This window comes from Haliea sp. (assembly GCF_040221975.1).
Classification (GTDB): Bacteria; Pseudomonadota; Gammaproteobacteria; order Pseudomonadales; family Halieaceae; genus Haliea.
The window spans coordinates 23,520-48,312 of sequence record NZ_JAVJWR010000018.1 but is presented as its reverse complement, the minus strand read 5'-3'; the positions used below and the strand labels follow the sequence as shown (position 1 = coordinate 48,312).

Below are 24,793 nucleotides of genomic sequence, written 5' to 3'. Positions count from 1 at the left end.
TACTGCAGGGCAGTACTCTGGCATTCTAGACCAATCTCTTGCGCTCGTTGGAAGGGGGGATCAACAGCATCTCCCGATACTTGGCCACTGTTCTTCGCGCTACCTGCATGCCCTGTTCTTCCAGCAGACTGGCGATCTTGTTGTCGCTGAGGGGTTTGCGCGGGTTTTCCGCCGCTACCAGCTTGCGAATCAGCGCCTTGATCGCGGTGGAGGACGCTTCGCCGCCAGCGGTGGTGCCGACATGGCTGGAAAAGAAATACTTGAGCTCAAAAATGCCGCGGGGGGTGTGCATGTACTTGCGGGTGGTCACCCGCGAAATGGTGGATTCATGCATCTCGACGGCATCGGCAATGTCGTGCAGCACCAGCGGTTTCATCGCCTCCTCGCCGTGTTCCAGAAAGTTGCGCTGGTGTTCGACAATCTTGCTGGCCACCTTCATCAGGGTCTCGTTGCGGCTGTACAGGCTTTTCAGGAACCAGCGCGCCTCCTGCAGGTTGTCCTTGAGGAAGGTGTTGTCGGCGCTGCTGTCGGCGCGCTTGATGAGGCTGGCATAGCTATCGTTGATGCGCAAGCGCGGGGCGATGTCAGGGTTGAGCTCCACTATCCAGCGGCCGTTGCGCTTGCTGACGAACACGTCCGGGATTACATATTCGGTAGTGTCATCGCCAAGGTTTTCACCCGGGTTGGGATCCAGTGAGCGGATCAGGTCCAGCACTGCCTTGAGCTGGTCCTCGTCCAGGCGCATGCGCCGCATGATCTGCCGGTAGTCGCCGCTGCCCAGCTGCGCCATGTGCCGGCTGACCATCAGCCTTGCCTGCTCCAGCCAGGGGGTGTCGGCAGGCTTCTGTTGCAGTTGTACCAGCAGGCACTCCTGCAGGTCGCGGGTACAAACGCCCGCGGGTTCGAATTGCTGCAGGCAGTGCAGTACGGCAATGACCTCGTCGACGTCGATATCCAGCTCCGGCGTCAGCGCCTGATGGATGTCCTCGACGCTGGTCTGCAGCCTGCCGTTGCTGTCCGTGGCGTCGATCAGGGCCAGTGCGATCACCCTGTCGGTATCCGACAGTCGGGTCAGGTTGAGCTGCCAGCGCAGCAGATCCTGCAGGCTTTCGCTGGCATTGTTGCGGCTGTCGTAGTCGCCGTCGAAGCTGTCTTCACCGCCGCCGCCGGGAGCCGCGGAGGAGGAGGGCATCAGGTCCTCCCACTGGGTGTCCACCGGCAGCTCCTCGGGCATGTTGGCCGGCTGCCAGTCCTCAGCCAGGTTCTGACTGCTGGCGGAGTCACTCTCCAGGCTGTCCAGCAGGCTGTCGCCGGTCTGGTCGCTGCTGCGCTCGAGGCGCGTGGTATTGTCCACCTCCACATCGCCGTCAAAATCGTCTTCCGCCAGCTCCAGTAGCGGGTTGCTGTCCAGGGCTTGCTGGATTTCCTGCTGCAGATCCAGAGTGCTCAGCTGCAGCAGCCGGATAGCCTGCTGCAGCTGGGGTGTCATGGTCAGCTGTTGGCCAAGCTTGAGCTGAAGCGACTGTTTCATCGGTGTGCTGGTGTCATCCCGGGTACCATCTTGGATGGGGTTGTCGGCTGAGTGTAGCGCCGGCCGGCGTGGCCGCGCAACAGTGTGGCGCGAATTTTGCTAGAGCGCCCCTGGCCAGGGGCCGGGATCACAGTCGGAAGTGTTCGCCCAGGTACACCTTGCGCACGCGCGGGCTGTCCAGCACCTCCTGGGCGGTACCCTCGGCGATGATGTGGCCTTCACCGACGATGAAGGCGCGCTCGCAGATATCCAGAGTGTCGCGCACGTTGTGATCGGTGATCAAAACCCCGATACCGCGCTTGCGCAGATGGGTAATGATGTCCTTGATGTCACTGACCGAGATCGGGTCAACGCCGGCGAAGGGTTCATCCAGCAGGATGAAGTCCGGCTCGGTGGCCAGCGCCCTGGCGATTTCCACCCGGCGGCGCTCGCCGCCAGACAGGGATTGCCCGAGATTGTTGCGCAGGTGGGTGAGGTGGAATTCCTCCAGCAGGCGGTCACAGTGGCTGTGGCGCTCCTGCCTGTTCAGGTCAGGCCGTGTTTCCAGTATTGCCAGCAGGTTGTCCTGCACCGACAGTTTGCGAAAGATCGATGCTTCCTGGGGCAGGTAGCCCAGCCCCCGGCGTGCGCGCTCATGCATGGGGAGGGCAGTGATGTCCTCGCCGTTCAGCTCGATCCTGCCATCATCGGCGGCGATAATGCCGACGATCATGTAAAAACAGGTGGTCTTGCCGGCGCCGTTGGGACCCAGCAGGCCCACGACTTCGCCGCTGCCGAGTTCCACGGAAACGTCCACCACGACCTTGCGCCCGCGGTAGGCCTTGGCCAGATTACTTGCTTTGAGTCGCGCCACTGGCTGCTCCGTTTGCCGCGTCGCCCTCGAGGACCTGTGCGGGTATCACCACCTCGACCCTGCCGCCGTCCTCGCGCCGACCGGAATCGGCGCGCACCCGCTGCTCGGCCATATAGTAGTCGATGCTGTCACCGGTGACGATCGAGCCTTCCTGTTCGATACGGGCCTGCCGCGTCAGGTTTACCCGTTCTTCCGCCTTGAAATATTCAATGCGCTGGGCGGCGGCGTGGACGATGCCCTTGTCGGCCTCGGGCTGTTGCTGCAGGCGCGCGGGGTTGCCCTCGGCGAGGATACGGTCCGCGGCCACCTGTTGGTGGAAAACAGTGATTTTCTCCGCCTCTATTTGCAGGCTGCCCTGCTGCAGGCGCACGTTGCCGGTATATTCGGTGAAGCCCTGGCGCTCGTCCCGCAGGGCCTGATCGGCGCTGATGCGGATGGGCTGTTGCCGATCCTCGGGCAGGGCGATGGCGCCCGGGGCCAGCAGCAGCCAGGCCGCGGCGGCGACTGCCACCCGCAGCGATCGGCAGAGAGCACGTCCCGGATCAGGACCCTGTCGGAACATAAATGCCCTCCACATTGGGCTGCAGCAGAATGGTTTCGTTGGCGAGGTCGGTGAACATGCCGTCGGCTCGCAGGATATTGCCGCCCAGTTGCGCGGTCACCGCAACTTGCGATCTGGCGGTCCGCAGCCTGAGATTCAGGGTCATGGCCTCCGCTTGCAGGGTGCCCCCTGACTGGTCGTTGCTGAGCACCACGTCCCGGCGCAGGATCAACAAACCGCCGGGATGTTCGAGCCTGCCCTGTTCTGACCTCGCAGACCAGGTACGGTTGTTGCCGTCGTGCGAGTAGAAGCGTGGCTGCTCCAGTTCTGAGACATTCTCCCGCGCGAAGTGTTCAATTCGCTCGGCCTCCATGACCTCGGCCAGTGCACCGTCTTCCGCAAAGGACATACTGCGGGTATCGAGCAAGTAGGTCTGCACCAGTTCCGCGTCCCCCTGCAACAGGGTGCGGTCGATGCCGCCGTCCCCGACCAGCGACCAGTACCACAGGGCGAGTGAGGCCAGCACCGCAGCCAGCAGCCAGGTTCTCTTGCCGCCGCCCATCAGTTGAACTCCGCGACGATGGCCAGCCACTCGCCCCGCAACTGCAGCAGCCACTCGCAGGCCTCCCGTACCGCCCCGGCACCGCCGTTGGCGGTACTGCACCAGTCGGCTGCCGCCCGCACCTCGGCCACCGCATCGGCTACCGTCAGCCCCAGCCCGGCGGCCCTGATGGCGCCGAGATCGGGCAGGTCGTCGCCCATGTAGGCACACTGAGCAAGATCCAGGTCCAGGCTTGCACACAATTCGTTCAGGGCGGTCAGCTTGTCCTCCCGGCCCTCAACGAGGTGAAATATGCCCAGTTCCGCGGCGCGGCGTCCGACGACCCCGGATTTGCGGCCGGTAATGATGGCTATCGTGATCCCGGCGCGTTGCAGCAACTTGATGCCGAGGCCGTCCTTGATATTGAAGGCCTTGAGTTCACTGCCGTCACTGGCGTAGATCACGCGGCCATCGCTCAGCACCCCGTCGACATCCAGTGCCAGCAGCCTGATGCCCCGTGCCATTGCAGCGGCGGTGGTGTTCCCGATGATGGTCATATCAGGCAATACCCGCCTGCAGCAGGCTCATCAGGTGCAGTACTCCCACCATCCCGTTGTTGTCCTTGACCACGAGGGAGCTGATCTTGTTCTCCTCCATGATCCGCAGGGCTTCCGCCGCCAGCATGTTGGGGGCAATGGTCTTGGCGTTGTGAGTCATCAGGGCGCTGATCAGGGTGCTGCGGACGTCGACGTTTTCATCCAGTGCCCGGCGCAGGTCACCGTCGGTGAAGATGCCGAGCAGCTGGCCGTCGGCGCCGGTGACCGTGGTCATGCCCAGGCCCTTGCGGCTGATTTCCAGCAGCGCCTCTGCCAGTACGGTGTCTGCCTGCACCCGGGGGATGGCGGCGCCGGTGTGCATGACATCCTCGACCTTGAGCAGGAGTTTCTTGCCGAGGGTGCCGCCGGGATGGGAGAAAGCAAAGTCTTCCGCCGTGAAACCGCGCGCTTCCAGCAGGGCAATGGCCAGCGCATCGCCCATGACCAGCGCGGTAGTGGTACTGGAGGTGGGCGCCAGATTCAGCGGGCAGGCCTCGGTCGCCACGCCGGTATTCAGGTGCGCATCGGCCGCCTCGGCCAGCGGGGAGCGCGAGTCCCCGGTCATGCTGACCAGGGGAATGCCCAGGCGCTTCAGCAGTGGCAGCAGGGTGACGACTTCCGGGGAGCGACCGCTGTTGGACAGGGCGACGACGGCATCATCGGCGGTAATCATGCCGATATCACCGTGACTGGCTTCTGCCGGATGCACGTAGAACGCGGGTGTGCCGGTGCTGGCCAGCGTGGCTGCGATCTTGGTGGCGATGTGGCCGGATTTGCCCATCCCGGTAACGATCACCCGGCCGCGTATTTCCAGCAGCAACTCGCAGGCTGTGACGAAGCTGCCGTCTATGCGTTGCTCGAGTGCGGCCACCGCATCGCACTCCATGCGGATGGTGCGCCGCGCGGAAGCAACGTAGCTGTCGTGATCGTGTGCGTGCATGATGGCCAGGTGGCTCAGCGGGTCCGGTACAGCCAGTAATAGTACAGGGCGTACAGCGAGAGTAACAGTACGCCCACCGAGCGGCCCAGATAGGCTTCCCCGCCGCCGCCGCCCGACCTGCGCCGGCCGCGGCTGAGGAAGATTGCGGCGGCGAGCAGCACTGTGAGGGCGGTCATGGTCAGGTAGTCCCGGTACAACACCATGGGTTCGAGCACCTCCGGCGTGACCAGGCCCGGTATTGCCATTACTGCCAGCAGGTTGAACAGATTGGAGCCAATGATATTGCCAACGGCGATATCGGTGTGACCGCGCAGGGCGCCAGCGAGGGTTGCCGCCAGTTCGGGCAGGCTGGTGCCGATGGCGACCACGGTCAGGCCAATCACCAGTTGCGACACGCCGAGGTATTCCGCCACATCAGTGGCCCCCCAGACCAGCAGCCGGGAACTGGCCACCAGCAACAGCAAGCCGAAAAAGAAGGTGAACCAGGCCTTGCCCGGACCGAGCGGAGCCGCCGTGATGCTGGACACCTCCTGCAGCAGTTCGGGGTCGGCCTCCTCGCTGCGCACGATCTGGATCATGATGATGGTGAGGGTTGCCAGCATGATCAGGCCGTCCACGCGCGACAGCACACCGTCCAGGATCAACAGGGCAGTGCCCAGGGTCACCATCAACAGTGCCGGCAGCTCGCGCCGCATGCAGCCCGGCTGCACCGTCATCGGGGCAAGTATCAGGGTCGCTCCCAGGACCAGGCCAACATTGGCAATGTTGGAGCCGATGGCGTTGCCGATGGCAAGTTCACCGGCATCCGTGAGCGCCGCCATGACCGACACCAGGATCTCCGGCGCCGAGGTGCCTATGGAGACGATGGTAAGGCCGATGATGATGGGCGAGAGCCCCATGTTGGAGGCGATCGCTGCTGCGCCGGTGACAAACAGGTCGGCGCTCTTGATCAGGACGACGAATCCGACAAGGATGGCGGCTGTGGCTAACAGCATAAGTCTGGAAATCCTGTTAAAGTAGGGGGCTGCCGGGTGATTGAACTGTACCCCTGTGGGGTTGTCAAAAGCCGCGCCGGGTGGAGTCGCCGGGTACTAGCGTAGCGCCGGTAGTATACAGAGCGTCAGCAAACTTGTAATTCAATTCAAGGATCATGTTATGAAGCGATTGCTGCATTTTGCCGCGACGTTGGTGCTGGCTGGAACGGCAGCCATGGCCGGCGCAGTGGACACCAATCCACCCGAGGGTGCTCACGAAGTCGTGCGCCAGGCGACGGAAGCGGTCATGTCGACGGTAGACGAGGCACAGGCTTATATCGATGCCGAGCCCGACCGATTCTACGATCAGCTGCAGGACATTCTCGACCCGGTGGTCGACTTCCGCGGCTTTGCTCGCGGTGTCATGGGGCCCTACGCCAGCAGCGAGCGCTACCGCTCCCTGGATCCCGAGGGCCGCGAGCAGCTGCGCGGGCAACTGGAGCGGTTTACCGAGGTGATGCGTGTGGGCCTGGTGCGCACCTATGGCAAGGGACTGCTGGCCTTTGGCGGTTCCCGCATTGAGGTGCCCGAGCTCAGCGAGGAGGAGGCCGCCGGTTCCCGCGCGGCGGTGCGGCAGCTGATATTCAGCGACGGCAGTGAGCCCTATGTGCTGGTCTACCACATGGGGCGCGACAAGGACGGCGCCTGGAAGCTGCGCAACATGGTTATCGAGAATGTGAATCTCGGCGAGATCTACCGCAGCCAGTTCGAATCCGCCGCTCGCAAGCATGACGGTGACCTGGACCAGGTGATCGCGGGCTGGACCGCGGTCGAGATCGAGACCGAAACCGAGACCTGAGTCCACGCCCCGGGCCGAGTGGCCTGCGCGGCCCGACCCGACCCGACCCGACCGGACTCGCCATGGCGGGTGAATTCTCCTAGAATGCGCGTCTTTTGGCCCCGATGGGTCGGTTGGCAGAGGGACAGACATGATGGATGCGGCAACGGTGACGGCACTGCTGGAGGCTCACCTCGAGGGCTGTCAGATTCAGGTCGAGGGTGCGGGTAACCGCTACGACATCACGGTCATCGGCGACCTCTTCGAGGGCAAGCGCCCGGTGCAGCGGCAGCAACTGGTGTACGCCGCGCTCAACGAACAGATAGCCAACGGCAGTATCCACGCGGTGAATATCCGTACCTTTACCCCCGGGCAGTGGCAGGCCGGCGCCTGAGGCGCGGCACCAGCAGGAGCAGCAAGTGGACAAACTGGCTATTCGCGGCGGGCGTCGCCTGGATGGGGAATTGCGAATTTCCGGCGCCAAGAATGCGGCGCTGCCCATTCTCGCGGCAACTCTGCTGACAGAGGAGCTGGTCACCATTCGCAATCTGCCGCACCTGAACGACATCACCACCATGATCGAGCTGCTGGGTTGTCTGGGAGTGGACCTGACCCTGGACGAAAACCTCAGCATCGCGGTCAACGCCAGCTGCTTGACAGGGTTTTCGGCGCCCTACGAGCTGGTCAAGACCATGCGCGCCTCGATCCTGGTCCTCGGGCCCATGGTGGCGCGTTTTGGCAGGGCCCATGTCTCCTTTCCCGGTGGCTGTGCGATCGGCAGTCGCCCCGTCGATCTTCATCTCAAGGGCCTGGAGGCCATGGGTGCGACCATTGCCGTGGCCAACGGCTATATCAACGCCGAGGTCGAGGGGCGCCTGCAGGGTGCCCGTATCGTGATGGAGACGGTCACTGTTGGCGGCACCGAAAACCTGATGATGGCGGCCACCCTCGCCAATGGTCGCACGGTCCTGGAGAATGCGGCCCGGGAGCCCGAGGTGGTGGACCTGGCGGAGTGCCTGATTGCGATGGGGGCCCGGATCAGTGGCCACGGCACTGACACCATTGTCATCGATGGCGTCGAGCGCCTGCACGGCTGTGATTACACGGTAATGCCGGATCGCATCGAAACCGGCACCTTCCTCGTCGCTGCGGCGGCGACGGGTGGTCGGGTGCTGTTGAAGGGAACCTGTCCGCACACCCTGGAAGTGGTACTGGCCAAGCTGGAGGAAGCGGGCGCCCTGATAGAGCAGGGTGAAGACTGGGTTTCCCTGGACATGGCGGGCAAGCGGCCCAGGGCTGTGAGCATCAAGACCGCGCCCTATCCCGGTTTTCCGACCGACATGCAGGCCCAGTTCACCGCCATGAATGCCATTGCCGAGGGCACGGCGACGGTCACTGAAACCGTGTTCGAGAACCGCCTGATCCAGACCCATGAGATGAACCGCATGGGTGCGCACATCGTGATCGAGGGCCACACCGCGATCATTACCGGGCAACCTGGTCTGCAGGGCGCTCCGGTCATGGCCAGCGACCTGCGCGCATCCGCCAGCCTGGTGATCGCCGGCCTGGTTGCCCAGGGCGAAACCGTCATCGACCGCATCTACCACATCGATCGCGGTTACGAGCGCATAGAGGAGAAGCTGCAGACCCTGGGGGCGGATATCCGCCGCCTGTCGAGCTGAGACTGCCATGACCAAGCCGCTGACCATGGCCCTGACCAAGGGCCGCATCCTCAAGGAAACCCTGCCGCTGCTGGCGCGGGCGGGCATTGAGCCGCTGGAAGACATCCACAGCAGCCGCAAGCTGATCTTTGCCACTACCCGCGCCGACCTGCAGCTGGTGGTGATCCGCGGCACCGATGTCCCCACCTACGTGCGCCACGGTGCCGCCGATCTGGGCGTGGTGGGCAAGGATATTCTGCTGGAGCACGGTGCCGAGGGCCTGTACGAGCCCCTGGATCTGGGTATCGCCCGCTGCCGCCTGATGACCGCGGGGCCGGTGGGCTGGCAGGGTGGCGGCGCCCGGGTGCGGGTCGCCACCAAGTTCGCCAATATCGCCCGGCGTTATTTTGCGGCCCAGGGTGTTCACGCCGACGTCATCAAGCTCTACGGTGCCATGGAACTGGCGCCGATGATGGACCTGGCTGATCTGATCGTGGATATCGTTGATACCGGCAACACCTTGCGTGCCAATGGCATGGAGCCACTGGAGGAGATCGCCCATATCAGCTCCCGCCTGATCGTCAACAAGGCGGCCATGCGCTCCCAGTATCGCGCTATCCAGGGGCTGGTGGACCAGCTGGCGGCTGCCGCGGGAGAGTGCTGATGCAGCGCCTGGCGACCACGGATGCGGATTTCGCGGCGCGCCTGCGGGCGCTGACCGAGTGGGAGGCGGGGCTGGATGCCGCGGTAGAGCAGACCGTCGCCGGTATCCTGGCGGATGTCCGCGCCCGCGGCGATGCCGCCCTGCTCGAGTACACGGCCCGGTTTGATCGCCTGCAGGTGGCGGCTGCCTCCGAGCTGGAAATTTCCCGCGAGCGAATCGACGCGGCGCTGGCGGCGATTCCCGCCGCGCAGCTCGGGGCACTCGAACAGGCCGCTGCCCGGGTACGCAACTATCACGAACACCAGCGCCAGGACAGCTGGCAGTACCGGGACGCCGAGGGCAACCTGCTGGGTCAGCAGATTACCGCGCTGGATCGGGTCGGGATCTACGTGCCGGGAGGCAAGGCCAGTTACCCGTCATCGGTACTGATGAACGCGCTGCCGGCCCATGTGGCCGGTGTCGGGGAAATCATCATGGTGGTGCCGGCTCCCGGCGGCGAACTCAACGACCTGGTGCTGGCGGCAGCCGCGATCGCCGGTGTAGACCGCGTCTTTACCCTTGGCGGCGCCCAGGCGGTGGCGGCGCTGACCTACGGTACCGCCACGGTGCCGGCGGTGGACAAGATCGTGGGCCCCGGCAATATCTTTGTTGCCACCGCCAAGCGTCAGGTGTTCGGCCGGGTCGGCATCGACATGGTGGCGGGGCCATCCGAGATTCTGGTGATCTGCGATGGTTCCACCGATCCCGACTGGGTGGCGATGGACCTGTTCTCCCAGGCCGAGCATGACGAGAATGCCCAGGCCATCCTGCTGTGTCCGGACGCCGACTATCTCGCGCAGGTGGAGGCGAGTATCCAGCGCCTGTTGCCCACCATGGAGCGCGCCGACATCATTCGCGCCTCCCTGGCGGGCCGCGGCGCCATGGTGTTGACCCGCGACCTGGAGGAGGCGGTGGCGGTCAGCAACCAGCTGGCGCCAGAACATCTGGAGCTGTCTGTGGCGGATCCGGAGTCGCTGCTGCCCGCCGTGCGCCACGCCGGTGCGATTTTCATGGGTCGCTATACGTCTGAAAGTCTGGGCGATTACTGTGCTGGCCCCAACCACGTGCTGCCGACCTCCCGTACCGCGCGTTTTTTCTCGCCGCTGGGGGTCTATGACTTCCAGAAGCGCAGCTCGCTGATCATGTGCAGCGAGCAGGGAGTGCAGGCACTGGGCCGGATCGCCTCCGTGCTGGCTCGGGGCGAGCAGCTTACCGCGCATGCCCGCAGCGCCGAGTACCGGTTGAAGTAGCCCTCGTCTGTTCCGCTTACAGCATCGGCGATTGCCGCAGGGTGCCGACGATGGCCTGCAGGTCCAGTGACTGGTTGTTGCGCACGACCGTGATGTCAATCTTGTCGCCGGGGCGCAACTGGGCAATGCGGTGCATGGTCAGGCGACCGTCCTGTACCGGCTCGCCGTCGATATGAGTGATGATGTCCCTGACCTGGATGCCCGCTCGCTGGGCGGGGCTGTCAGCGGCGACGGCGGTTACCTCCAGTAGCTGCAGACCCGGCCGCTGCTCGTTCAGGCCCCGCACCGGCGTCACGCTCACGCCGAGCCAGCCGCGAATGACCTCGCCGTAGCGGATCAGGTCCGTCATCACAAAAAGTGCCAGATTGGACGGGATCGCCAGGCTGATGCCAATGCCGGTAGAGGCCCCCCTGGACTGGTCCGCGCCGGTGTAGATCAGCGTATTGATGCCCAGCAGTTCACCCCTGGCGTTGATCAGCGCGCCGCCGGAGTTGCCCAGGTGAATGATGGCGTCAGTCTGGATGTAATCCTCGTACACTGACAGTTGCAGGCCATAGCGGCCCAGGGCGGAGACGATGCCCTGGGTTACCGAGTGGCCAAAACCCAGGGGGTTGCCGATGGCCAGCACCACATCACCGGCCCGGGCGGTGTCGGAATCGGCGATGGCGATGGGCTGCAGGTCGGGCAGTTCAACGCGCAGTACCGCGAGGTCAGTGGCCGGGTCGGTGCCAATGACCACGGCATTGGCCGAGCGGCCATCGTGCAGCAGGACCTGGATCAGTTCGGCCTCGTGGATAACGTGGTTGTTGGTGAGAATGTGGCCCTCGGCGGTCATGATGACGCCCGACCCCAGCGACCGTTCGATCCGTTGCCGCTGACCGGGGGAGGGGTCAAAGTGGCGATTGAGCATTTCGTCCCGCAGCGGGTTGCTGCGGCGCGGGACCAGTTTCGCGGTATAAATGTTCACGACTGCCGGCGCGGCGCTGCCCACGGCGGCGGCGTAACTTTCCATGGCGCCGTCATCGCTGACCGCTACGGGCCGCGGCAGCACCCAGCGGTCCAGGATCAGCAGCGCTGCCAGCAGGCCGGCAATGGCTGGCCAGATCATGAAACGGAGGCTGTTGGTCATAGGGCAGAGGCCGTGTGTCGGTTCGCGCCTGCATTGTATATGATGGCGAGCATTACAGCAGCCGTGAACCCGTCATCATCTGTCCCGGAACGTCTTTATGCCTGTCGATCTCCAGCAATTGGTTACCTACACCGACAACCTGCTGCAAGCGGGGCGCTTCGCCGACTACTGCCCCAACGGCTTGCAGGTGCAGGGGCGCCCACAGGTCGTGCGCGTGGTCAGCGGGGTGACGGCCTGCCAGCCCCTGCTGGATGCCGCCGCGGAGCTTGGCGCGGATCTGGTGCTGGTGCACCACGGTTTTTTCTGGCGCGGCGAGGCTCAGCCGGTGGTGGGAATGAAGCGACGCCGGTTGGGCGCGCTGTTGCAGCACGACATGAGCCTGTTGGCCTACCACCTGCCGCTGGACGCGCACCCGGAGCTGGGCAACAACGCGCGGCTGGGGGCCCTGCTGGGGATTCGCGACCAGCAGCCTCTCGACCAGGACAGCCGGGAGGCGGTGGGCAACATCGGTAGCTTGCCGGCGCCGCTGGAAGCAGCTGCCCTGGTGGCGCAGCTGGAGGCCCTGACCGGACGTGCAGCGCTGCACATTGGCGATCCCGCCCTGTCGGTGCAGCGCATCGCCTGGTGCACCGGCGCCGCCCAGTCCTGGATCGGCGCGGCCGTTGCTGCGGGGGCAGACCTGTTTCTAACTGGCGAGGCCTCGGAACAGACTGTGCATATAGCCAGGGAAGAAGGCATACAGTTCATCGCCGCGGGGCACCATGCCACCGAGCGCTATGGCGTCCAGGCACTCGGTGAGCATTTGGCGGCGCGCTTTGGGCTGGAACACCGGTTTGTGGATATCGACAACCCGGTCTGAATGTCGCCTCTCAAGCTTCGGATTCTTTGTTCTCCCGCTTGTGGCTGCGGTCAATCCCGAATTCCTCATTGAGCATGCCCGTTTCTTCCGGCGATGATTTGGGAGCGTAATCCAGAGGTGGCTGGATGCGGGCCAGGTGGGCGGGAATCTCGGCGTCGTCGGCGCGGCCCTGCAGGCGCCCCAGGGATACCGGCCCGTTCTCATGACACAGGGTCTCGGCGCCGCTGGCAAGGTGGTTGTGCACGTTGCGGTAGCTGTCGGTCAGCGTATTGAGCAGCGCTGCGGTCTGGGTAAAGTGCTCTACCACCTCCTCTTCATAGGCCCGCTTGTCCTGGGTCAGCTGGTCCAGCTTGCGCTCCGTATCGCGCAGCCGCTGCCCATCGGCAGATGTCCTCCGACCCAGGAGCAAGCCGGCGCCGAGGCCGACCAGGAGTGAGATGGCGCCGGTGGCGACCAGAATTGTCAGGCTATACACGGGAATCCCTCTTTCCAGCAGTTCGGACCTGACAAGTATACCGAGGCGAGGGGGGTCAGGTCTCGCTTTGTTGCATGTGGCGTAAAATCCGGCCTCCGCACCCGTGTTGCCAAGGCCGCGGGGCGCCGTTAGAGTGTGCCGCCGACGCAATCACCCAACTTTTACCGGACGATCGCTTGAGCCAGTCATCAGTCAGCCCCTGGCAGCGCTACCAAGCCGACCTGCAGCGGGAGGGGTTCTCCCGCGATCCTGCCCAGGAGACAGCGGTGCGCCTGCTGCAGGACCTGTACGAGCGCCTGCTGGCGCGGGAGTCGCAGCGTCAGTCCTGGTGGCGGCGCTGGCGCTGGCGGCGGCGGCCGCCGGAGCCCGAGCAGGGGCTTTACTTGTGGGGCGGTGTCGGTCGCGGCAAGACCTACCTGGTGGACACGTTCTACGAGTGTCTGCCCATGGAGGCCAAGCTGCGGGTGCATTTCCATCGCTTCATGCAACGGGTGCACGCCGAGCTCAAGGCGTTGGCGGGAGAGAAGAACCCGCTGCCGCTGATCGCGGACCGACTCGCCGCCGAAGCCCGGGTGATCTGCTTCGACGAGTTCTTTGTCACCGACATTGCCGATGCGATGATTCTCGGCGGTCTGATGGAGGCCTTGTTTGCCCGCGGGGTGACCCTGGTGGCCACCTCCAATATCGAGCCTGCCCACCTGTACGAAAACGGCCTCCAGCGCCAGCGTTTCCTGCCCGCCATCGCGTTGCTTGAGCGCCACACCCGGGTGGTGAACGTGGATGCCGGTATCGACTACCGGCTGCGCACCCTGGAACAGGCCGAGCTCTACCACCACCCCCTCGACGAAGACGCGGACCGCAGCCTGCGGCAGAGCTTCGAGCGCCTGGCGCCCCACCCGGGCCAGCCCGATGAGGACCTGCTGATCAACGGTCGCCAGATCCGCTGCCGCAGCCTGGCTGATGACGTGGTGTGGTTCGATTTCGACGAGCTCTGTGGTGGGCCACGATCCCAGAATGACTATATTGAACTGTCCCGGATCTTCCACGCGGTCGTGCTGTCGGGGGTTCCGGCCCTGGGAGCCGGCAACGACGATGCCGCCCGTCGCTTCATCAACCTGGTGGATGAGTTCTATGATCGCAATGTAAAACTGGTAATGGCTGCTGACAGGCCCCTGTCCGGCCTGTATGATGGCTACCGTCTGCAGTTCGAGTTCCAGCGTACTGTGTCCCGCTTGCAGGAGATGCAGTCCCACGAATACCTGGCCAGGGAGCACCGCCCCTGAGGCGATGTGATCCAGTGGTACAACGCCTTGACAGTCCCCGCAACGGGGCTGGCAGAGGTCGTTATTTTTGAGCTTGAAAAGCCGGGTGCGAAGCAGTAGTATTCGCGCTCTCGAAATTGGAGCCCTCCAAGAGGCGTTTATTAATGAAAACTTTTAGTGCCAAAGCCGAAGATGTGACCCACGACTGGTTCGTGGTGGACGCTTCCGACAAGACCCTGGGGCGCCTGGCCAGCGAAATTGCTCACCGCCTGCGCGGCAAGCACAAGGCGGAATATACCCCGCACGTCGACACCGGCGACTACATCGTGGTCATCAATGCCGAGAAGGTGCGGGTTACCGGCGCCAAGGCGACAGACAAGATGTACTACCACCACACCGGCTTCATCGGTGGTATCAAGTCAATTTCCTTCGAGAAGTTGATCGACAAGGCGCCGGAGCGGGTGCTCCAGACCGCGGTCAAGGGCATGCTGCCCCGCAATCCGCTGGGTCGTGCCATGTTCAAGAAGTTGAAGGTGTATGCGGGCGCCGAGCATCCGCATACTGCGCAGCAGCCGCAAGCATTGAACATCTAACGGAAACTTTCTATGTCAGCAACCCAATATTACGGTACCGGCCGTCGCAAGACCTCAACGGCGCGCGTGTTCATCAAGAATGGTGGTGGCAGCATCACGGTCAACAAGCGTCCCCTCGACCAGTATTTTGGTCGTGAGGTCGCGCGCATGATCGTGCGTCAGCCCCTGGAACTGGTGGAGCTGGTCGACAAGTTCGACGTCAATGTCACGGTGGAAGGGGGTGGCAGCTTCGGTCAGGCCGGCGCCATCCGTCACGGCATTACCCGTGCGCTGATGGATTACGACGAGTCGCTTCGCGGCACCCTGCGCCGCGCGGGCTATGTGACGCGTGATGCCCGGGAAGTCGAGCGGAAGAAAGTGGGTCTGCGCAAGGCGCGCAAGCGTCCCCAGTACTCCAAGCGCTGATTGTCTGGTTGGCCCCCGGGGCCGCCGGCTGCCGCGTCTCGAGAACGTCCGGTTTGGATTACAGGCCGGGCGTTTTTTTGTTTTGAGAAACAGGCGCTTGCGTGCCCCGTCTGATTTGTCGGAGGGGCTTTACCTTGTCATGAACGGGCAAAGTCATTACTATTTGCAGCATTTTTTGCGAAGTGGTCCCTACGGTCTGTGAGCCCTGTGCGACCGGCCGGTAATCAGGAGAAAAAAGCATGAGTAGCGATGGCGTGAATACCGGCAGGAGACGCTTCCTGACGGCCGCGACGAGCGTAGTTGGCGTCGCTGGCGCTGTGGGTATTGCGGTACCCTTTGTCGGGTCCTGGAACCCCTCGGCCAAGGCCAAGGCCGCCGGGGCGCCGGTCAAGGCGGACGTCAGCAAACTCGAGCCCGGCCAGATGGTGGTGGTCGAGTGGCGCGGCAAGCCTGTGTATGTTGTATACCGGACCGAGTCCCAGCTTGAGGATCTCGACAAGCTGACTGATCAGCTGAAGGACCCGGACTCATCGATTTCCAGTCAGCCTGATTACATCGATGGCGCCGCGCGGGCCATCCGCCGCGAAATCTTTGTTGCCGAAGGCCTGTGTACCCATCTGGGGTGCGCCCCCAAATTCCGGCCTGAAGTCGGGGCTGCGGATCTCGGTGGCGACAAGTGGCTGGGCGGGTTTTTCTGTCCCTGTCATGGCTCCAAATTCGACTTGTCCGGACGCGTCTACAATGGTGCGCCGGCATCAACCAATCTGGTGATTCCGCCCTACTTTTACGAGAGCGAGAATGTCATGGTAATTGGCATGGACGCGGAGGCAGCCTGATGATCAATATGCTTGTTGGATTGCGGGACTGGGTGGACGAGCGGCTGCCTATCGTCCGCGCCTGGAATACTCACATGGGCCAGTACTACGCGCCCAAGAACTTCAACCTCTGGTATTACTTCGGTGTGCTGTCCCTGCTGGTGCTGGTCAATCAGCTGCTGACCGGCATCTGGCTGACCATGAACTACACCCCCAGCGCGGAGGAGGCCTTTGCCTCGGTCGAGTACATCATGCGCGATGTCGATTACGGCTGGATGCTGCGCTACATGCACTCCACTGGCGCCTCGGCGTTCTTTGTGGTCGTGTATCTGCACATGTTCCGCGCCCTGATCTACGGTTCCTACAAGAAGCCGCGCGAGCTGATCTGGATCTTCGGCATGCTCATCTTCGTGGTGCTGATGGCGGAAGCCTTTGTCGGCTATGTGCTGCCCTGGGGCCAGATGTCCTACTGGGGGGCGCAGGTGATCATCTCCCTGTTCGGCGCCATCCCGGTGGTGGGCGAGGACCTGGTGACCTGGATCCGCGGTGATTACCTGATTTCCGGGGTGACCCTGAACCGCTTCTTCGCATTGCATGTCGTGGCCCTGCCCATCGTGCTGCTGGCGCTGGTGGTATTGCACCTGCTGGCCCTGCACGAAGTGGGCTCCAACAACCCCGACGGCGTTGAAATCAAGAAAAAGAAGGGCCCCGATGGTATCCCCCTGGACGGCGTGGCTTTCCATCCCTACTACACGGTGCACGACCTGCAGGCGATAGGCGTATTCCTGTTCATTTTCTGTGCGGTCATGTTCTTCATGCCGGAGATGGGTGGATACTTCCTCGAACACGCCAACTTCGAAGAAGCGAATGCGCTGAAGACCCCTGCTCACATTGCCCCGGTCTGGTACTTTACGCCGTTCTATTCCGTGCTGCGGGCAGTACCGGACAAGTTCTGGGGCTTCGTGGCCTTCGCCGCCTCGGTGGCGATCCCGTTCCTGCTGCCGTGGCTGGATCGCAACCCGGTCAAGTCCTGGCGCTATCGCGGCAACCTGAACAAGGTCATGCTGGTGCTGTTCGTCGCGTCCTTCCTGATACTCGGTGTGCTGGGTGTGAAGGCGCCGACGCCTGAGCGTACCTTCCTCGCACAGGTCTGTTCGGTGTTCTACTTCGCGTTCTTCCTGCTGATGCCGATCTGGTCGACGCTGGACAGGACCAAGCCGGTGCCCGAGCGTGTGACCATGGACGGTGGCATCGGTATCTGGGGCAGCCTCGCTGGCCTGGCGCTGATCCTGGCCCTGACCATTCTGCCGCTGAAAGCGGTAGGCGCGACCGGTGACTACAATTGTGGCTCCATTCCCTGTGACGAGATCACCGTCGACCCGTCGGACAAGCCCTCGCTGCAGAATGGCGCCAAGCTGTACATGAACTACTGCATGGCCTGCCATTCGATGAAATTTTCCCGTTACAATCGTGTGGCCGCAGACCTTGGTATCCCGGAAGACCTGTTCCAGGAAAACCTGATCTTCGATCCGGAGGTGAGTATCGGCTCGCTGATGGACAATGCCATGGATGATGCCTTGTCCAAGGTCTGGTTCGGCGTCACACCACCCGATCTGACCCTGGTGTCCCGGGTCCGTCAGCCCGAGTGGGTGTACACCTATCTGCGGACCTTTTACAAGGATGACAGCCGACCGTACGGGGTCAACAACAAGGTCTTCAAGGATGTGGGCATGCCCCATGTCTTGCTCGAACTGCAGGGCCTGCAGGAGTGTGCCATGGGTCCGGTCAAGGCGGACAATGGCGGGGTGAAGCGCGATCCGTTGACGGGCGAGGCCCTGCTGGAAAAGCCCTGTGGCCAGTTCACCCTTGCCAGCGAAGGTGCGATGGCGCCGGAAGAGTTCGATGACGCGATGTACGATCTGGTCAACTTTCTCGCCTATGCTGCGGAGCCGATAGCGGCCGAGCGCAAACGTATCGGCATTTACGTGCTGCTGTTTATCGCGCTGTTCTTCATCTTTGCCTGGCTGCTGAATCGCGAGTACTGGAAAGATATCCACTGATTTCCCCCCAGGCTGTGGCCTAGCGGCCATGGCCCCTCACTGTTCTGGACTGCACTATGAAACGAGTTGATGAAAACGCAATGGGTGCCGTCGCCAAGCGGTCCTCCATGACTTTCTTTTCCGACAGCACCAGCCAGTACAGCCACCGGGTCCGCATCGTACTTGCGGAAAAGGGGGTGACGGTGGACATGATCGAATCCGACAGTGCGCACCCACCGGCGGAGCTGGCTGACCTCAATCCCTACAATTCCCTGCCCACCCTGGTGGACCGGGACCTGGTGCTCTACGAATCCAAGGTGATGATGGAGTACCTGGACGAGCGCTTTCCGCATCCGCCCCTGCTGCCGGTATACCCGGTGGCCCGGGCCGAGAGCCGCCTGTATATCTACCGGATCGAAAAGGACTGGTGTTCGCTGGTGGATTCCATCCTGCATTCCCGCAGCGAGAATGTGGTCAGCAAGGCGACCAAGGAACTGCGTGAGGGCATTCTCGGCATAGCGCCGATTTTTGCCGAGAAGCCGTTCTTCATGAACGAGGAGTTCACCCTGGTGGACTGTTGCCTCGCTCCCATTCTCTGGCGACTGCCTTCCCTGGGCATAGATATCCGCCCGGGCAAGCAGTCCAAGCCTCTGCTGGCCTACATGGATGCCCTGTTCAACCGGGAATCCTTCCAGGAGAGTCTGTCCGAGCAAGAGCGCGAGATGCGCTTGTAGCGCGTTGCCGGCCTGTGACTACCCCCCCCAGCATGTCCGCCAGTCGCCCCTATATCATGCGGGCGCTGTACGAGTGGATCGTCGACAATGACTGCACGCCCTACCTGCTGGTGGACGCCACGCGGCCCGGTGTCGAGGTGCCCAGCCAGTACATCAAGGACGGCCAGATCGTGCTCAATGTCAGCCCCAGTGCGGTGATCGACCTGCTGATTGGCAACGAGTGGGTGAGCTTCAATGGTCGCTTTGGCGGTACGCCAACAGACATTCTGGTCCCGGTCGCAGCGATCGTGGGAATCTACGCTCGCGAGAACGGCCAGGGTATGGTGTTCGAGCCCGAGGAACCGCCCGAAAGTCCTGATGATCCGCCCGGGGGTGACAGCGGGCCGACAGCGGGCAAGCCCGAGGCCAGGCCAGCCCTGAAGATCGTCAAGTAACGCTGCGCAGCAGGAGGCCTGCCCCGGTCAGGGCAGGATCTCAAACAGCTGCACCACGCGACGCACACCCGTGACCGAAGCCGCGACATCGGCGATGCGCCGGGCTTCTGCCTGGGACACCAGGCCCATGAGATACACTACCCCGTTTTCGGTGACCACCTTGGTGCGCACTCCGGGGGTGTCGACGTTGGCGAGCAGCCAGGACTTGATCTTGGTCGTAATCCAGGCGTCGCTGGTACGGATCATGGCACCTGTGGCCGGGCTCACTTCCAGCTCGTTGTAGATTCGGCGAACGCCATGAATCTTGCGCACCTCCTCCGCCGCCAGGGTTTTGAGGTGCTCGCTATCCACCTGTCCCGCCAGCAGGACGAAGCCGTTATAGCTCACCGCGATTATGTGGGCTTCATCGTAGCCCGTGTCCGCGGCGTGGATGTTGACGACGGCCTTGATTTCGATGCTCTCATCCTCCAGCCGCTGGGCCATGGTGCGCCGGCTGGGGTCGTCTTCAATGGGATTGGCCTCGACCGAGGCAAGCATGCTGCCACAGCCGCTGGCAAAGACACTGCCGATAAGGATGATAAAGGGCGCGATCAGTTTCATGGTGAGCTTCCGTTGTGGTTTCCAAACAGGCTGCGGTCAATCAATTCGCAAAGCAGATGAATGACCATGGTATGTAGTTCCGTAACTCTGGGGCGCCGCTCTGCGCTGCAATTTATGGCGACGTCATCACCCTGCAGGACCTCCGCCAGAGTGAAGTCCGCGCTGTTGGACAGTGCCACCACCACCATATTCCGGTCGTGGGCCGCCTGGGCGGCACGCAACACGCTGCCGGGAACAGTGCCGCTGCTGATGCAGACCAGGGTATCACCGGGCTGACCCAGCGCCCGTATCTGGCGGGCAAAGATGTCGTTGAAGCCCTGCTGGCTGGCGATGCCGGTGATGCTGCTGCTATCGCCGGCGAGCGCCAGCGCGGGCAGCGCCGGGCGGTCCTGCTCAAAGCTGCCCAGCAGGGTGGCGGTCAGCAGCTGGCTGAGGCTGGCGTCGGCGCCGTTGCCGCAGGCCATGATCTTGCCCTCGGCCAGAAGGGTCGCCGTCATCAACCCTGCCGCCTGCTGTATCGGGGCGGCGAGATCGTCCACGGCCATCGCCACTGTGCTGATGACCTGCTGGAAATTGGCGGCAATGAGCTGGTAGTCGTCATCCATGGGCCGGGTCCGGGGTGTGCGTGTCAGGCGGTGAAGGCACTGCGAATCCACTGTAGCTCCGCATCCTGCCCGGATTGTCGCGGGTCGAAGGCGATGACGTCAAATCGGCAGGGGAAATTTTGCCTGCTGCCGGCGTTGCGCAGGTACAGGGCAGCCGCACGCACAAGTTTCTGCTGCTTGCGCCGGTCCACGGAACCCGCCGCGGAGGCGAAGCGGCGATTGCTGCGCGCCCGCACCTCGATAAAGACCAGCTGCTGGTTGTCTTCGGCGATGATGTCGATCTCTCCCAGTTTACAGCGATAATTGCGCTGCAGAATCTGCCAGCCCTGGGCCTGCACCCACTGCGCCGCCCGCTCCTCGAAACTGTGGCCCAGTGCCAGCATGATTCCCCTCCCTGCAAAGCTGCAGTCTATGTCAGGGACGGGTCAGTTCGCTGCCATCAAATGTGGCCAGTTCCGGCTCGCGCAGAATACGCAGTCCCGGGTCCAGCCGCAGCAGGCCGGTACTGCCGCGTATCAGGGTATCCGCGCCGCCCTGCAGTTGCGCAAAGCGCGCCTGCAGCAGCCAGGCATCAGCGCCCAGGGCATTGAGCCGGGCAAAGTCGTCACTGCCGGTGCCACCCGCGGCGATGGCCACCCGCAGCGACGGGTTGCTTCCCAGGAGCCAGGGCAGCTCCACCAGGCGGGCGCCGCTGAGATCGCGGTCGCGCGGGTCCGGGAGGCCGCCGTAGATACTCGAGGTGGCATAGACAGGCAGGGTGCCGGCGTAGTGGAAAGGCAGCAGGGGCTTCAGCGAGCGCGCCTCCGCCGGCGTGCCGGCGAGCAGGAATACCACGTCGATATCCTGTCGACGGCGCGCGGTAAATTCGATATTGGTCGCCAGCATGCTGCGCATATCCCGCGCCCGCTGCTCGCTGGCTCCCAGGTTGAGGGCGTTCTTGATCTGGTCGGAATAGGCTTCCGGGGAGCTGTAGCTCGCGGTCGTGGCGATGCTGCCTCCCAGCGCCTGCCAGCGCTGCCGCAGTACCTCTTCCAGGCGGGCGCCGCGGGCGCCGGCGGGGCGCAACACCAGCGCCCGCCGGGCGCCCTGACCAAAGGCCAGTTCGGCAATCCGCGCAGTATCATCTTCCGGCGCCAGGGAGAGCTGGACCAGTGCGCTGACATCCTGCTTGATCGCCTCGTCAATGCGATTCAGGGCCAGCACCGGCACCGGCCGCGGACTGTACTGGCCCAGCTCGGCAAGCCTTTCCTTGCTCAGGGGGCCGATCACCAGGTCGGCGCCGGTGGCAACAGCGTGCTGGTAAGCAGCGATGGCAGAGGGGAACTCGTCTGTGTCGACGATCGCCACCTCGTGGCTGGCATCACCTCGGGCCCGGGCCGCGTAATACTGTGCCAGGTAGCCGTCGCGTACTGCCCTGGCCGCGGGCTCCAGGGGGCCGCTCAGCGGCAATAGCAGTGCGACCTTTTGCAGGGGCTGCAGGGCCTCGTAGAGAAACTCCAGCCCGCCGGGCAGCGTGGCTGCCGCTGCGTGCCCGGGGTGCTCTCGGCGCCATTGCCGCAGGCCCGTCTGCAGCTCTTCCAGGCTGCCCGCAGTCGCATCCAGCAGGGCCAGTTGCAACCATGCCCGCCAATCCTGGGCATCGGTCTGGGCCAGGGCCGCAGCCAGCTCCGTGTCCCGAAGCCGGTTCAGGTCATGCCAGATTTCGCGCTGCAACAGGGTGTCGTCCAGCCCCTGGCCCAATTGGCGAGTCCCGATTCGCGCGCTCTCCAGCGAGCGCCCGGCGAGTGTCGCGACCCGGCGGGCGAAGTCACCCCTCTGCAGCAACAGCGCTTTTGCCACCCCCTCATCGGGAATGCCCTGCAGCAGGGTCTCAACCCGGTCGTTGTCACCGCGCAAGAAAGCGGCCCGCGCCAGCAGGTAGTCCCTGCGCGCGTGCTCGTCCAGATTCAGTGGCGGTTCCAGCGCGGCCAGTGCCTGCTCTGCCCGCATCCAGTCGGAGCCCGCGAGAGCAGCCTCCGCCGCGCTGAAAGCCGCATCCCAGCGGCTGTCGGGCATGAGCGGCGGCAATACCCGTGCCGACTCGGCGTCGACCTCGACCGCGGGCTCCGCGGCGGGTTCCGGCTCCGGCGCCGGTGGCGACGGCGTGGCGGCACAGCCTGCCAGCAGTACCAGGGCCAGGGCCGGCCAGAGCCGTGCCGTCGTGTATTTGCTGGTGATCAACGTGGTCATGGTATCCTTCCGGACCGGATGCGGCGGCGACTGCCAGCTGCACCGGGAAATTCACAGGCAGTCATTATAAGGCCAGGGGCGAGCAGTGGAATCGGGACTATATGTTGTTGCCACGCCGATCGGCAACCTGGGCGATATCTCGCAGCGCGCCCTGGCGGTGCTGGCAGCCGCCGACCTGGTGGCCGCAGAGGATACCCGCCACAGCGCTCGCCTGCTGCAGCACTTCAGTATCGACGTGACACTGCAAGCCTACCACGATCACAGTGATGCTCGCGCCCATTCCCGGATAATGGCCTGCCTCGCCGCAGGCGGTGTCGTGGTGCTGGTGTCCGATGCGGGCACCCCGCTGATCTCCGATCCCGGTTACCGCCTGGTGCGCGAGGCCCAGGAGTTTGGTTACCGGGTTATTCCGGTGCCCGGCGCCTGCGCCGCCATCGCCGCCCTCAGCGCTTCCGGCCTGCCCACCGATCGTTTCCTGTTCGAGGGCTTCCTGCCCGCAAAGGCCGGCGCCCGGGCGGCCCGCCTGCAGGCCCTGGCGGCCGAGACCGCCACCCTGGTCTTCTACGAGGCACCACACCGGGTCGCCGAGACCCTCGAGGCCATGGTCGCGGCCTTTGGCGCGGAACGCGAGGCCCTGCTGGCCCGCGAGTTGACCAAGACCTTCGAGACCCTCAGGCGTGCGCCGCTGGCGGAGCTCGCCGCCTTCGTCGCTGCCGACAGCAACCAGCAGCGCGGCGAGATCGTGCTCGCGGTCAGCGGCCAGCGCGGGCGCGACCAGGAGCTCACTCCCGACATCGCCCGCCTGCTGCTGCGCCTCGCTGAAGAACTGCCCGCCAAGCGCGCTTCCGCCGTGGTTGCCGACCTCACCGGGCTGCGCAAGAAGGTGCTGTATGACTATTTGCTGGAGCAGAAGGGCTGACATCAATCCGGTTGGGCGGCTGTTGCGTGTCTTGGGGGGGAAGGTCGCCCGGCGCGGGTGACGGCCCGGAAGTTTGTGTTGCCCGGGCCGCCCGCAGCGGGTAGGCTTGCCGCCGAGTCGGTCAGGCGATCGCTTCTGGTTTCGGCCAGGGGAGGAAAGTCCGGGCTCCACAGGGCAGGGTGCCAGGTAACGCCTGGGGGGCGCGAGCCTACGGAAAGTGCAACAGAAAGGATACCGCCCGGCTCACGCCGGGTAAGGGTGAAAAGGTGCGGTAAGAGCGCACCGCGCGGCTGGTAACAGGCGTGGCGATGGTAAACCCCACTCGGAGCAAGACCAAATAGGAATCCGTATGCTGCGGCCCGCAGTGGATTCGGGTAGGTCGCTACAGGCCGGCGGTGACGTCGGTCGCAGATGAATGATCGTCCACGACAGAACCCGGCTTATCGACCGACTCATTTTATTCTGTTCGCCCCAGTGCCCCTCGGCGGCACTGGGGCGCTTCCTCGTATATGATTTTTTCTGCTAACGCGGGCGCTCTTGAAGAAGTAAAAAGCCTTTAAGTTAAAGTGAATCCTTAACACATGATGTTACTGTCATGTTTTGTGGAATTATTTGCTTGTTGCAGCCGTGGTTTTCTTCCTTCGCAGCCCCACCAAACCGCGCTAATTAGCTGAAATTAAAACGTTTTTCTCGAGAGCCTCGCTTGACACCCGGATCGACGCAGACCTATAGTGTTGAAAAGTGGGAATAAGTGGAGATATCTGGCTTTTTGTGGTTTTGAGAAGCTGGATAAGAGGGAAAGACTGCCGTGTTTCGTGGGGTACAGCACATCAATATGGACGCGAAGGGGCGCCTGGCCATGCCGGCCCGCCAGCGCGAGCCATTGCTGTCCCAGTGCAGTGGCCAGATTGTTGCCACCATCGATACCCAGGCGACCTGCCTTGTCATTTACCCGTTGCCCGACTGGGAGCGCATTGAGCAGCAGATTCAGGCGCTGCCCGCGCTCAAGCCCGCGGTCAAGCGTTTCCAGCGCCTGGTGCTCGGCTACGCCACTGACCTGGAGCTGGACGGCAACGGCAGGATCCTGCTGCCCCAGCCCCTGCGCGACTACGCGCGGCTGGACAAGAAGCTGGTGCTGGTGGGGCAGGGCAACAAGCTGGAATTGTGGGCGGAGGAACTGTGGCTGGCAGAGTGCGAACAGGCGCTGCTGGACTCCGGTCCCGAAGCGGAGTTGCCCGACGAATTGATGTCCCTGACTCTGTAGGTG

The 24,793-nt window shown here is 63.6% G+C and carries 28 protein-coding genes and 1 other RNA gene; 16 read left to right on the top strand and 13 right to left on the bottom strand.

Annotated elements, in window-relative coordinates; genetic code table 11:
• Positions 1-25: 25 nt before the first annotated feature.
• The 7 genes from RLO07_RS07390 to RLO07_RS07360 all read right to left on the bottom strand — a co-directional run bounded on the left by RLO07_RS07390 (position 26) and on the right by RLO07_RS07360 (position 5,997).
• Complete coding sequence (locus RLO07_RS07390; RefSeq protein WP_462291499.1) at positions 26-1,531, bottom strand: RNA polymerase factor sigma-54; 1,506 nt, start codon at positions 1,529-1,531, stop codon at positions 26-28.
• Between the two features lie 127 nt (positions 1,532-1,658).
• Positions 1,659-2,384: an LPS export ABC transporter ATP-binding protein gene (lptB, locus tag RLO07_RS07385; protein ID WP_462291498.1), complete on the bottom strand. Its 726-nt coding sequence runs from the start codon at positions 2,382-2,384 to the stop codon at positions 1,659-1,661.
• Positions 2,362-2,946, bottom strand: coding sequence for a lipopolysaccharide transport periplasmic protein LptA (gene lptA, locus RLO07_RS07380; protein ID WP_462291497.1), 585 nt, complete (start codon positions 2,944-2,946; stop codon positions 2,362-2,364). The genes lptB and lptA overlap by 23 nt, the downstream gene beginning before the upstream one ends.
• Complete coding sequence (gene lptC / locus RLO07_RS07375) at positions 2,927-3,487, bottom strand: LPS export ABC transporter periplasmic protein LptC (RefSeq protein ID WP_462291496.1); 561 nt, start codon at positions 3,485-3,487, stop codon at positions 2,927-2,929. Before lptC ends, lptA begins: the two co-directional genes overlap by 20 nt.
• Positions 3,487-4,023: a KdsC family phosphatase gene (locus tag RLO07_RS07370; RefSeq protein WP_462291495.1), complete on the bottom strand. Its 537-nt coding sequence runs from the start codon at positions 4,021-4,023 to the stop codon at positions 3,487-3,489. Before RLO07_RS07370 ends, lptC begins: the two co-directional genes overlap by 1 nt.
• A gap of 1 nt (position 4,024) precedes the next feature.
• Positions 4,025-5,002 carry a KpsF/GutQ family sugar-phosphate isomerase gene (locus tag RLO07_RS07365; RefSeq protein ID WP_462291494.1) on the bottom strand — a complete coding sequence of 326 codons (978 nt, stop codon included), beginning with the start codon at positions 5,000-5,002 and terminating at the stop codon, positions 4,025-4,027.
• A 14-nt stretch (positions 5,003-5,016) separates the two neighbouring features.
• Complete coding sequence (locus tag RLO07_RS07360) at positions 5,017-5,997, bottom strand: calcium/sodium antiporter (RefSeq protein WP_462291493.1); 981 nt, start codon at positions 5,995-5,997, stop codon at positions 5,017-5,019.
• Between the two features lie 160 nt (positions 5,998-6,157).
• Between RLO07_RS07360 and RLO07_RS07355 the strand changes: the two genes are divergently transcribed.
• From RLO07_RS07355 to hisD, 5 genes are all read left to right on the top strand, one after another.
• Positions 6,158-6,835, top strand: a complete 678-nt coding sequence (locus RLO07_RS07355; RefSeq protein ID WP_462291492.1) for an MlaC/ttg2D family ABC transporter substrate-binding protein — start codon at positions 6,158-6,160, stop codon at positions 6,833-6,835.
• 130 nt (positions 6,836-6,965) lie between these two features.
• Positions 6,966-7,208: a BolA family protein gene (locus RLO07_RS07350; RefSeq protein ID WP_462291491.1), complete on the top strand. Its 243-nt coding sequence runs from the start codon at positions 6,966-6,968 to the stop codon at positions 7,206-7,208.
• 25 nt (positions 7,209-7,233) lie between these two features.
• Positions 7,234-8,496, top strand: coding sequence for a UDP-N-acetylglucosamine 1-carboxyvinyltransferase (gene murA, locus RLO07_RS07345; RefSeq protein WP_462291490.1), 1,263 nt, complete (start codon positions 7,234-7,236; stop codon positions 8,494-8,496).
• 7 nt (positions 8,497-8,503) lie between these two features.
• On the top strand, positions 8,504-9,139 hold the full coding sequence (gene hisG / locus RLO07_RS07340; protein ID WP_462291489.1) for an ATP phosphoribosyltransferase: 636 nt from the start codon (positions 8,504-8,506) through the stop codon (positions 9,137-9,139).
• On the top strand, positions 9,139-10,428 hold the full coding sequence (gene hisD, locus RLO07_RS07335; protein ID WP_462291488.1) for a histidinol dehydrogenase: 1,290 nt from the start codon (positions 9,139-9,141) through the stop codon (positions 10,426-10,428). The genes hisG and hisD overlap by 1 nt, the downstream gene beginning before the upstream one ends.
• 16 nt (positions 10,429-10,444) lie before the next feature.
• Here hisD and RLO07_RS07330 read toward each other — a convergent pair whose 3' ends face one another.
• The gene (locus RLO07_RS07330) at positions 10,445-11,557 is read right to left on the bottom strand and encodes a S1C family serine protease (RefSeq protein WP_462291487.1); all 1,113 of its coding nucleotides are present in this window, start codon (positions 11,555-11,557) and stop codon (positions 10,445-10,447) included.
• A 97-nt stretch (positions 11,558-11,654) separates the two neighbouring features.
• Between RLO07_RS07330 and RLO07_RS07325 the strand changes: the two genes are divergently transcribed.
• Entirely contained in the window at positions 11,655-12,416 is a 762-nt protein-coding gene (locus tag RLO07_RS07325; RefSeq protein ID WP_462291486.1) for a Nif3-like dinuclear metal center hexameric protein, read from the top strand.
• A gap of 10 nt (positions 12,417-12,426) precedes the next feature.
• Here the strand turns inward: RLO07_RS07325 and RLO07_RS07320 are convergent, their stop codons facing one another.
• Complete coding sequence (locus tag RLO07_RS07320) at positions 12,427-12,891, bottom strand: Z-ring associated ZapG family protein (RefSeq protein WP_462291485.1); 465 nt, start codon at positions 12,889-12,891, stop codon at positions 12,427-12,429.
• 176 nt (positions 12,892-13,067) lie between these two features.
• Between RLO07_RS07320 and zapE the strand changes: the two genes are divergently transcribed.
• The 7 genes from zapE to RLO07_RS07285 all read left to right on the top strand — a co-directional run bounded on the left by zapE (position 13,068) and on the right by RLO07_RS07285 (position 19,173).
• Positions 13,068-14,174 (top strand): cell division protein ZapE, encoded by a 1,107-nt coding sequence (gene zapE / locus RLO07_RS07315; RefSeq protein ID WP_462291484.1) that lies wholly within the window; start codon positions 13,068-13,070, stop codon positions 14,172-14,174.
• A gap of 143 nt (positions 14,175-14,317) precedes the next feature.
• Entirely contained in the window at positions 14,318-14,746 is a 429-nt protein-coding gene (gene rplM, locus RLO07_RS07310; RefSeq protein WP_462291483.1) for a 50S ribosomal protein L13, read from the top strand.
• A 12-nt stretch (positions 14,747-14,758) separates the two neighbouring features.
• Positions 14,759-15,151: a 30S ribosomal protein S9 gene (rpsI, locus tag RLO07_RS07305; RefSeq protein WP_462291482.1), complete on the top strand. Its 393-nt coding sequence runs from the start codon at positions 14,759-14,761 to the stop codon at positions 15,149-15,151.
• 239 nt (positions 15,152-15,390) lie between these two features.
• Positions 15,391-15,987, top strand: coding sequence for a ubiquinol-cytochrome c reductase iron-sulfur subunit (gene petA, locus RLO07_RS07300; RefSeq protein WP_462291481.1), 597 nt, complete (start codon positions 15,391-15,393; stop codon positions 15,985-15,987).
• Entirely contained in the window at positions 15,987-18,026 is a 2,040-nt protein-coding gene (locus RLO07_RS07295) for a ubiquinol-cytochrome c reductase (RefSeq protein WP_462291480.1), read from the top strand. Before petA ends, RLO07_RS07295 begins: the two co-directional genes overlap by 1 nt.
• Positions 18,027-18,106: 80 nt before the next feature.
• Positions 18,107-18,739, top strand: a complete 633-nt coding sequence (locus tag RLO07_RS07290; RefSeq protein WP_462291526.1) for a glutathione S-transferase N-terminal domain-containing protein — start codon at positions 18,107-18,109, stop codon at positions 18,737-18,739.
• 32 nt (positions 18,740-18,771) lie between these two features.
• Positions 18,772-19,173, top strand: a complete 402-nt coding sequence (locus tag RLO07_RS07285) for a ClpXP protease specificity-enhancing factor (RefSeq protein WP_462291525.1) — start codon at positions 18,772-18,774, stop codon at positions 19,171-19,173.
• 27 nt (positions 19,174-19,200) lie between these two features.
• On the opposite strand, the gene RLO07_RS07280 is transcribed toward RLO07_RS07285, so the two are convergent.
• From RLO07_RS07280 to RLO07_RS07265, 4 genes are read right to left on the bottom strand one after another with little or no spacing between them, the layout of a single operon-like run.
• Entirely contained in the window at positions 19,201-19,773 is a 573-nt protein-coding gene (locus RLO07_RS07280; protein ID WP_462291479.1) for a BON domain-containing protein, read from the bottom strand.
• Positions 19,770-20,378 carry an SIS domain-containing protein gene (locus tag RLO07_RS07275; protein ID WP_462291478.1) on the bottom strand — a complete coding sequence of 203 codons (609 nt, stop codon included), beginning with the start codon at positions 20,376-20,378 and terminating at the stop codon, positions 19,770-19,772. The genes RLO07_RS07280 and RLO07_RS07275 overlap by 4 nt, the downstream gene beginning before the upstream one ends.
• A gap of 23 nt (positions 20,379-20,401) precedes the next feature.
• A complete protein-coding gene (locus RLO07_RS07270; protein ID WP_462291477.1) occupies positions 20,402-20,761 on the bottom strand; it encodes a YraN family protein in 360 nt (119 codons plus the stop codon).
• A 31-nt stretch (positions 20,762-20,792) separates the two neighbouring features.
• Positions 20,793-22,607 carry a penicillin-binding protein activator gene (locus RLO07_RS07265; protein ID WP_462291476.1) on the bottom strand — a complete coding sequence of 605 codons (1,815 nt, stop codon included), beginning with the start codon at positions 22,605-22,607 and terminating at the stop codon, positions 20,793-20,795.
• Between the two features lie 85 nt (positions 22,608-22,692).
• On the opposite strand from RLO07_RS07265, the gene rsmI reads away from it, so the two are divergent.
• The 3 genes from rsmI (at position 22,693) to mraZ (ending at position 24,790) form a co-directional block, all read left to right on the top strand.
• Positions 22,693-23,526, top strand: coding sequence for a 16S rRNA (cytidine(1402)-2'-O)-methyltransferase (gene rsmI / locus RLO07_RS07260; RefSeq protein ID WP_462291475.1), 834 nt, complete (start codon positions 22,693-22,695; stop codon positions 23,524-23,526).
• A gap of 113 nt (positions 23,527-23,639) precedes the next feature.
• Positions 23,640-23,985, top strand: an RNA gene (rnpB, locus tag RLO07_RS07255) — RNase P RNA component class A.
• Between the two features lie 349 nt (positions 23,986-24,334).
• Positions 24,335-24,790, top strand: coding sequence for a division/cell wall cluster transcriptional repressor MraZ (mraZ, locus tag RLO07_RS07250; protein ID WP_462291474.1), 456 nt, complete (start codon positions 24,335-24,337; stop codon positions 24,788-24,790).
• Positions 24,791-24,793 lie beyond the last annotated feature (3 nt).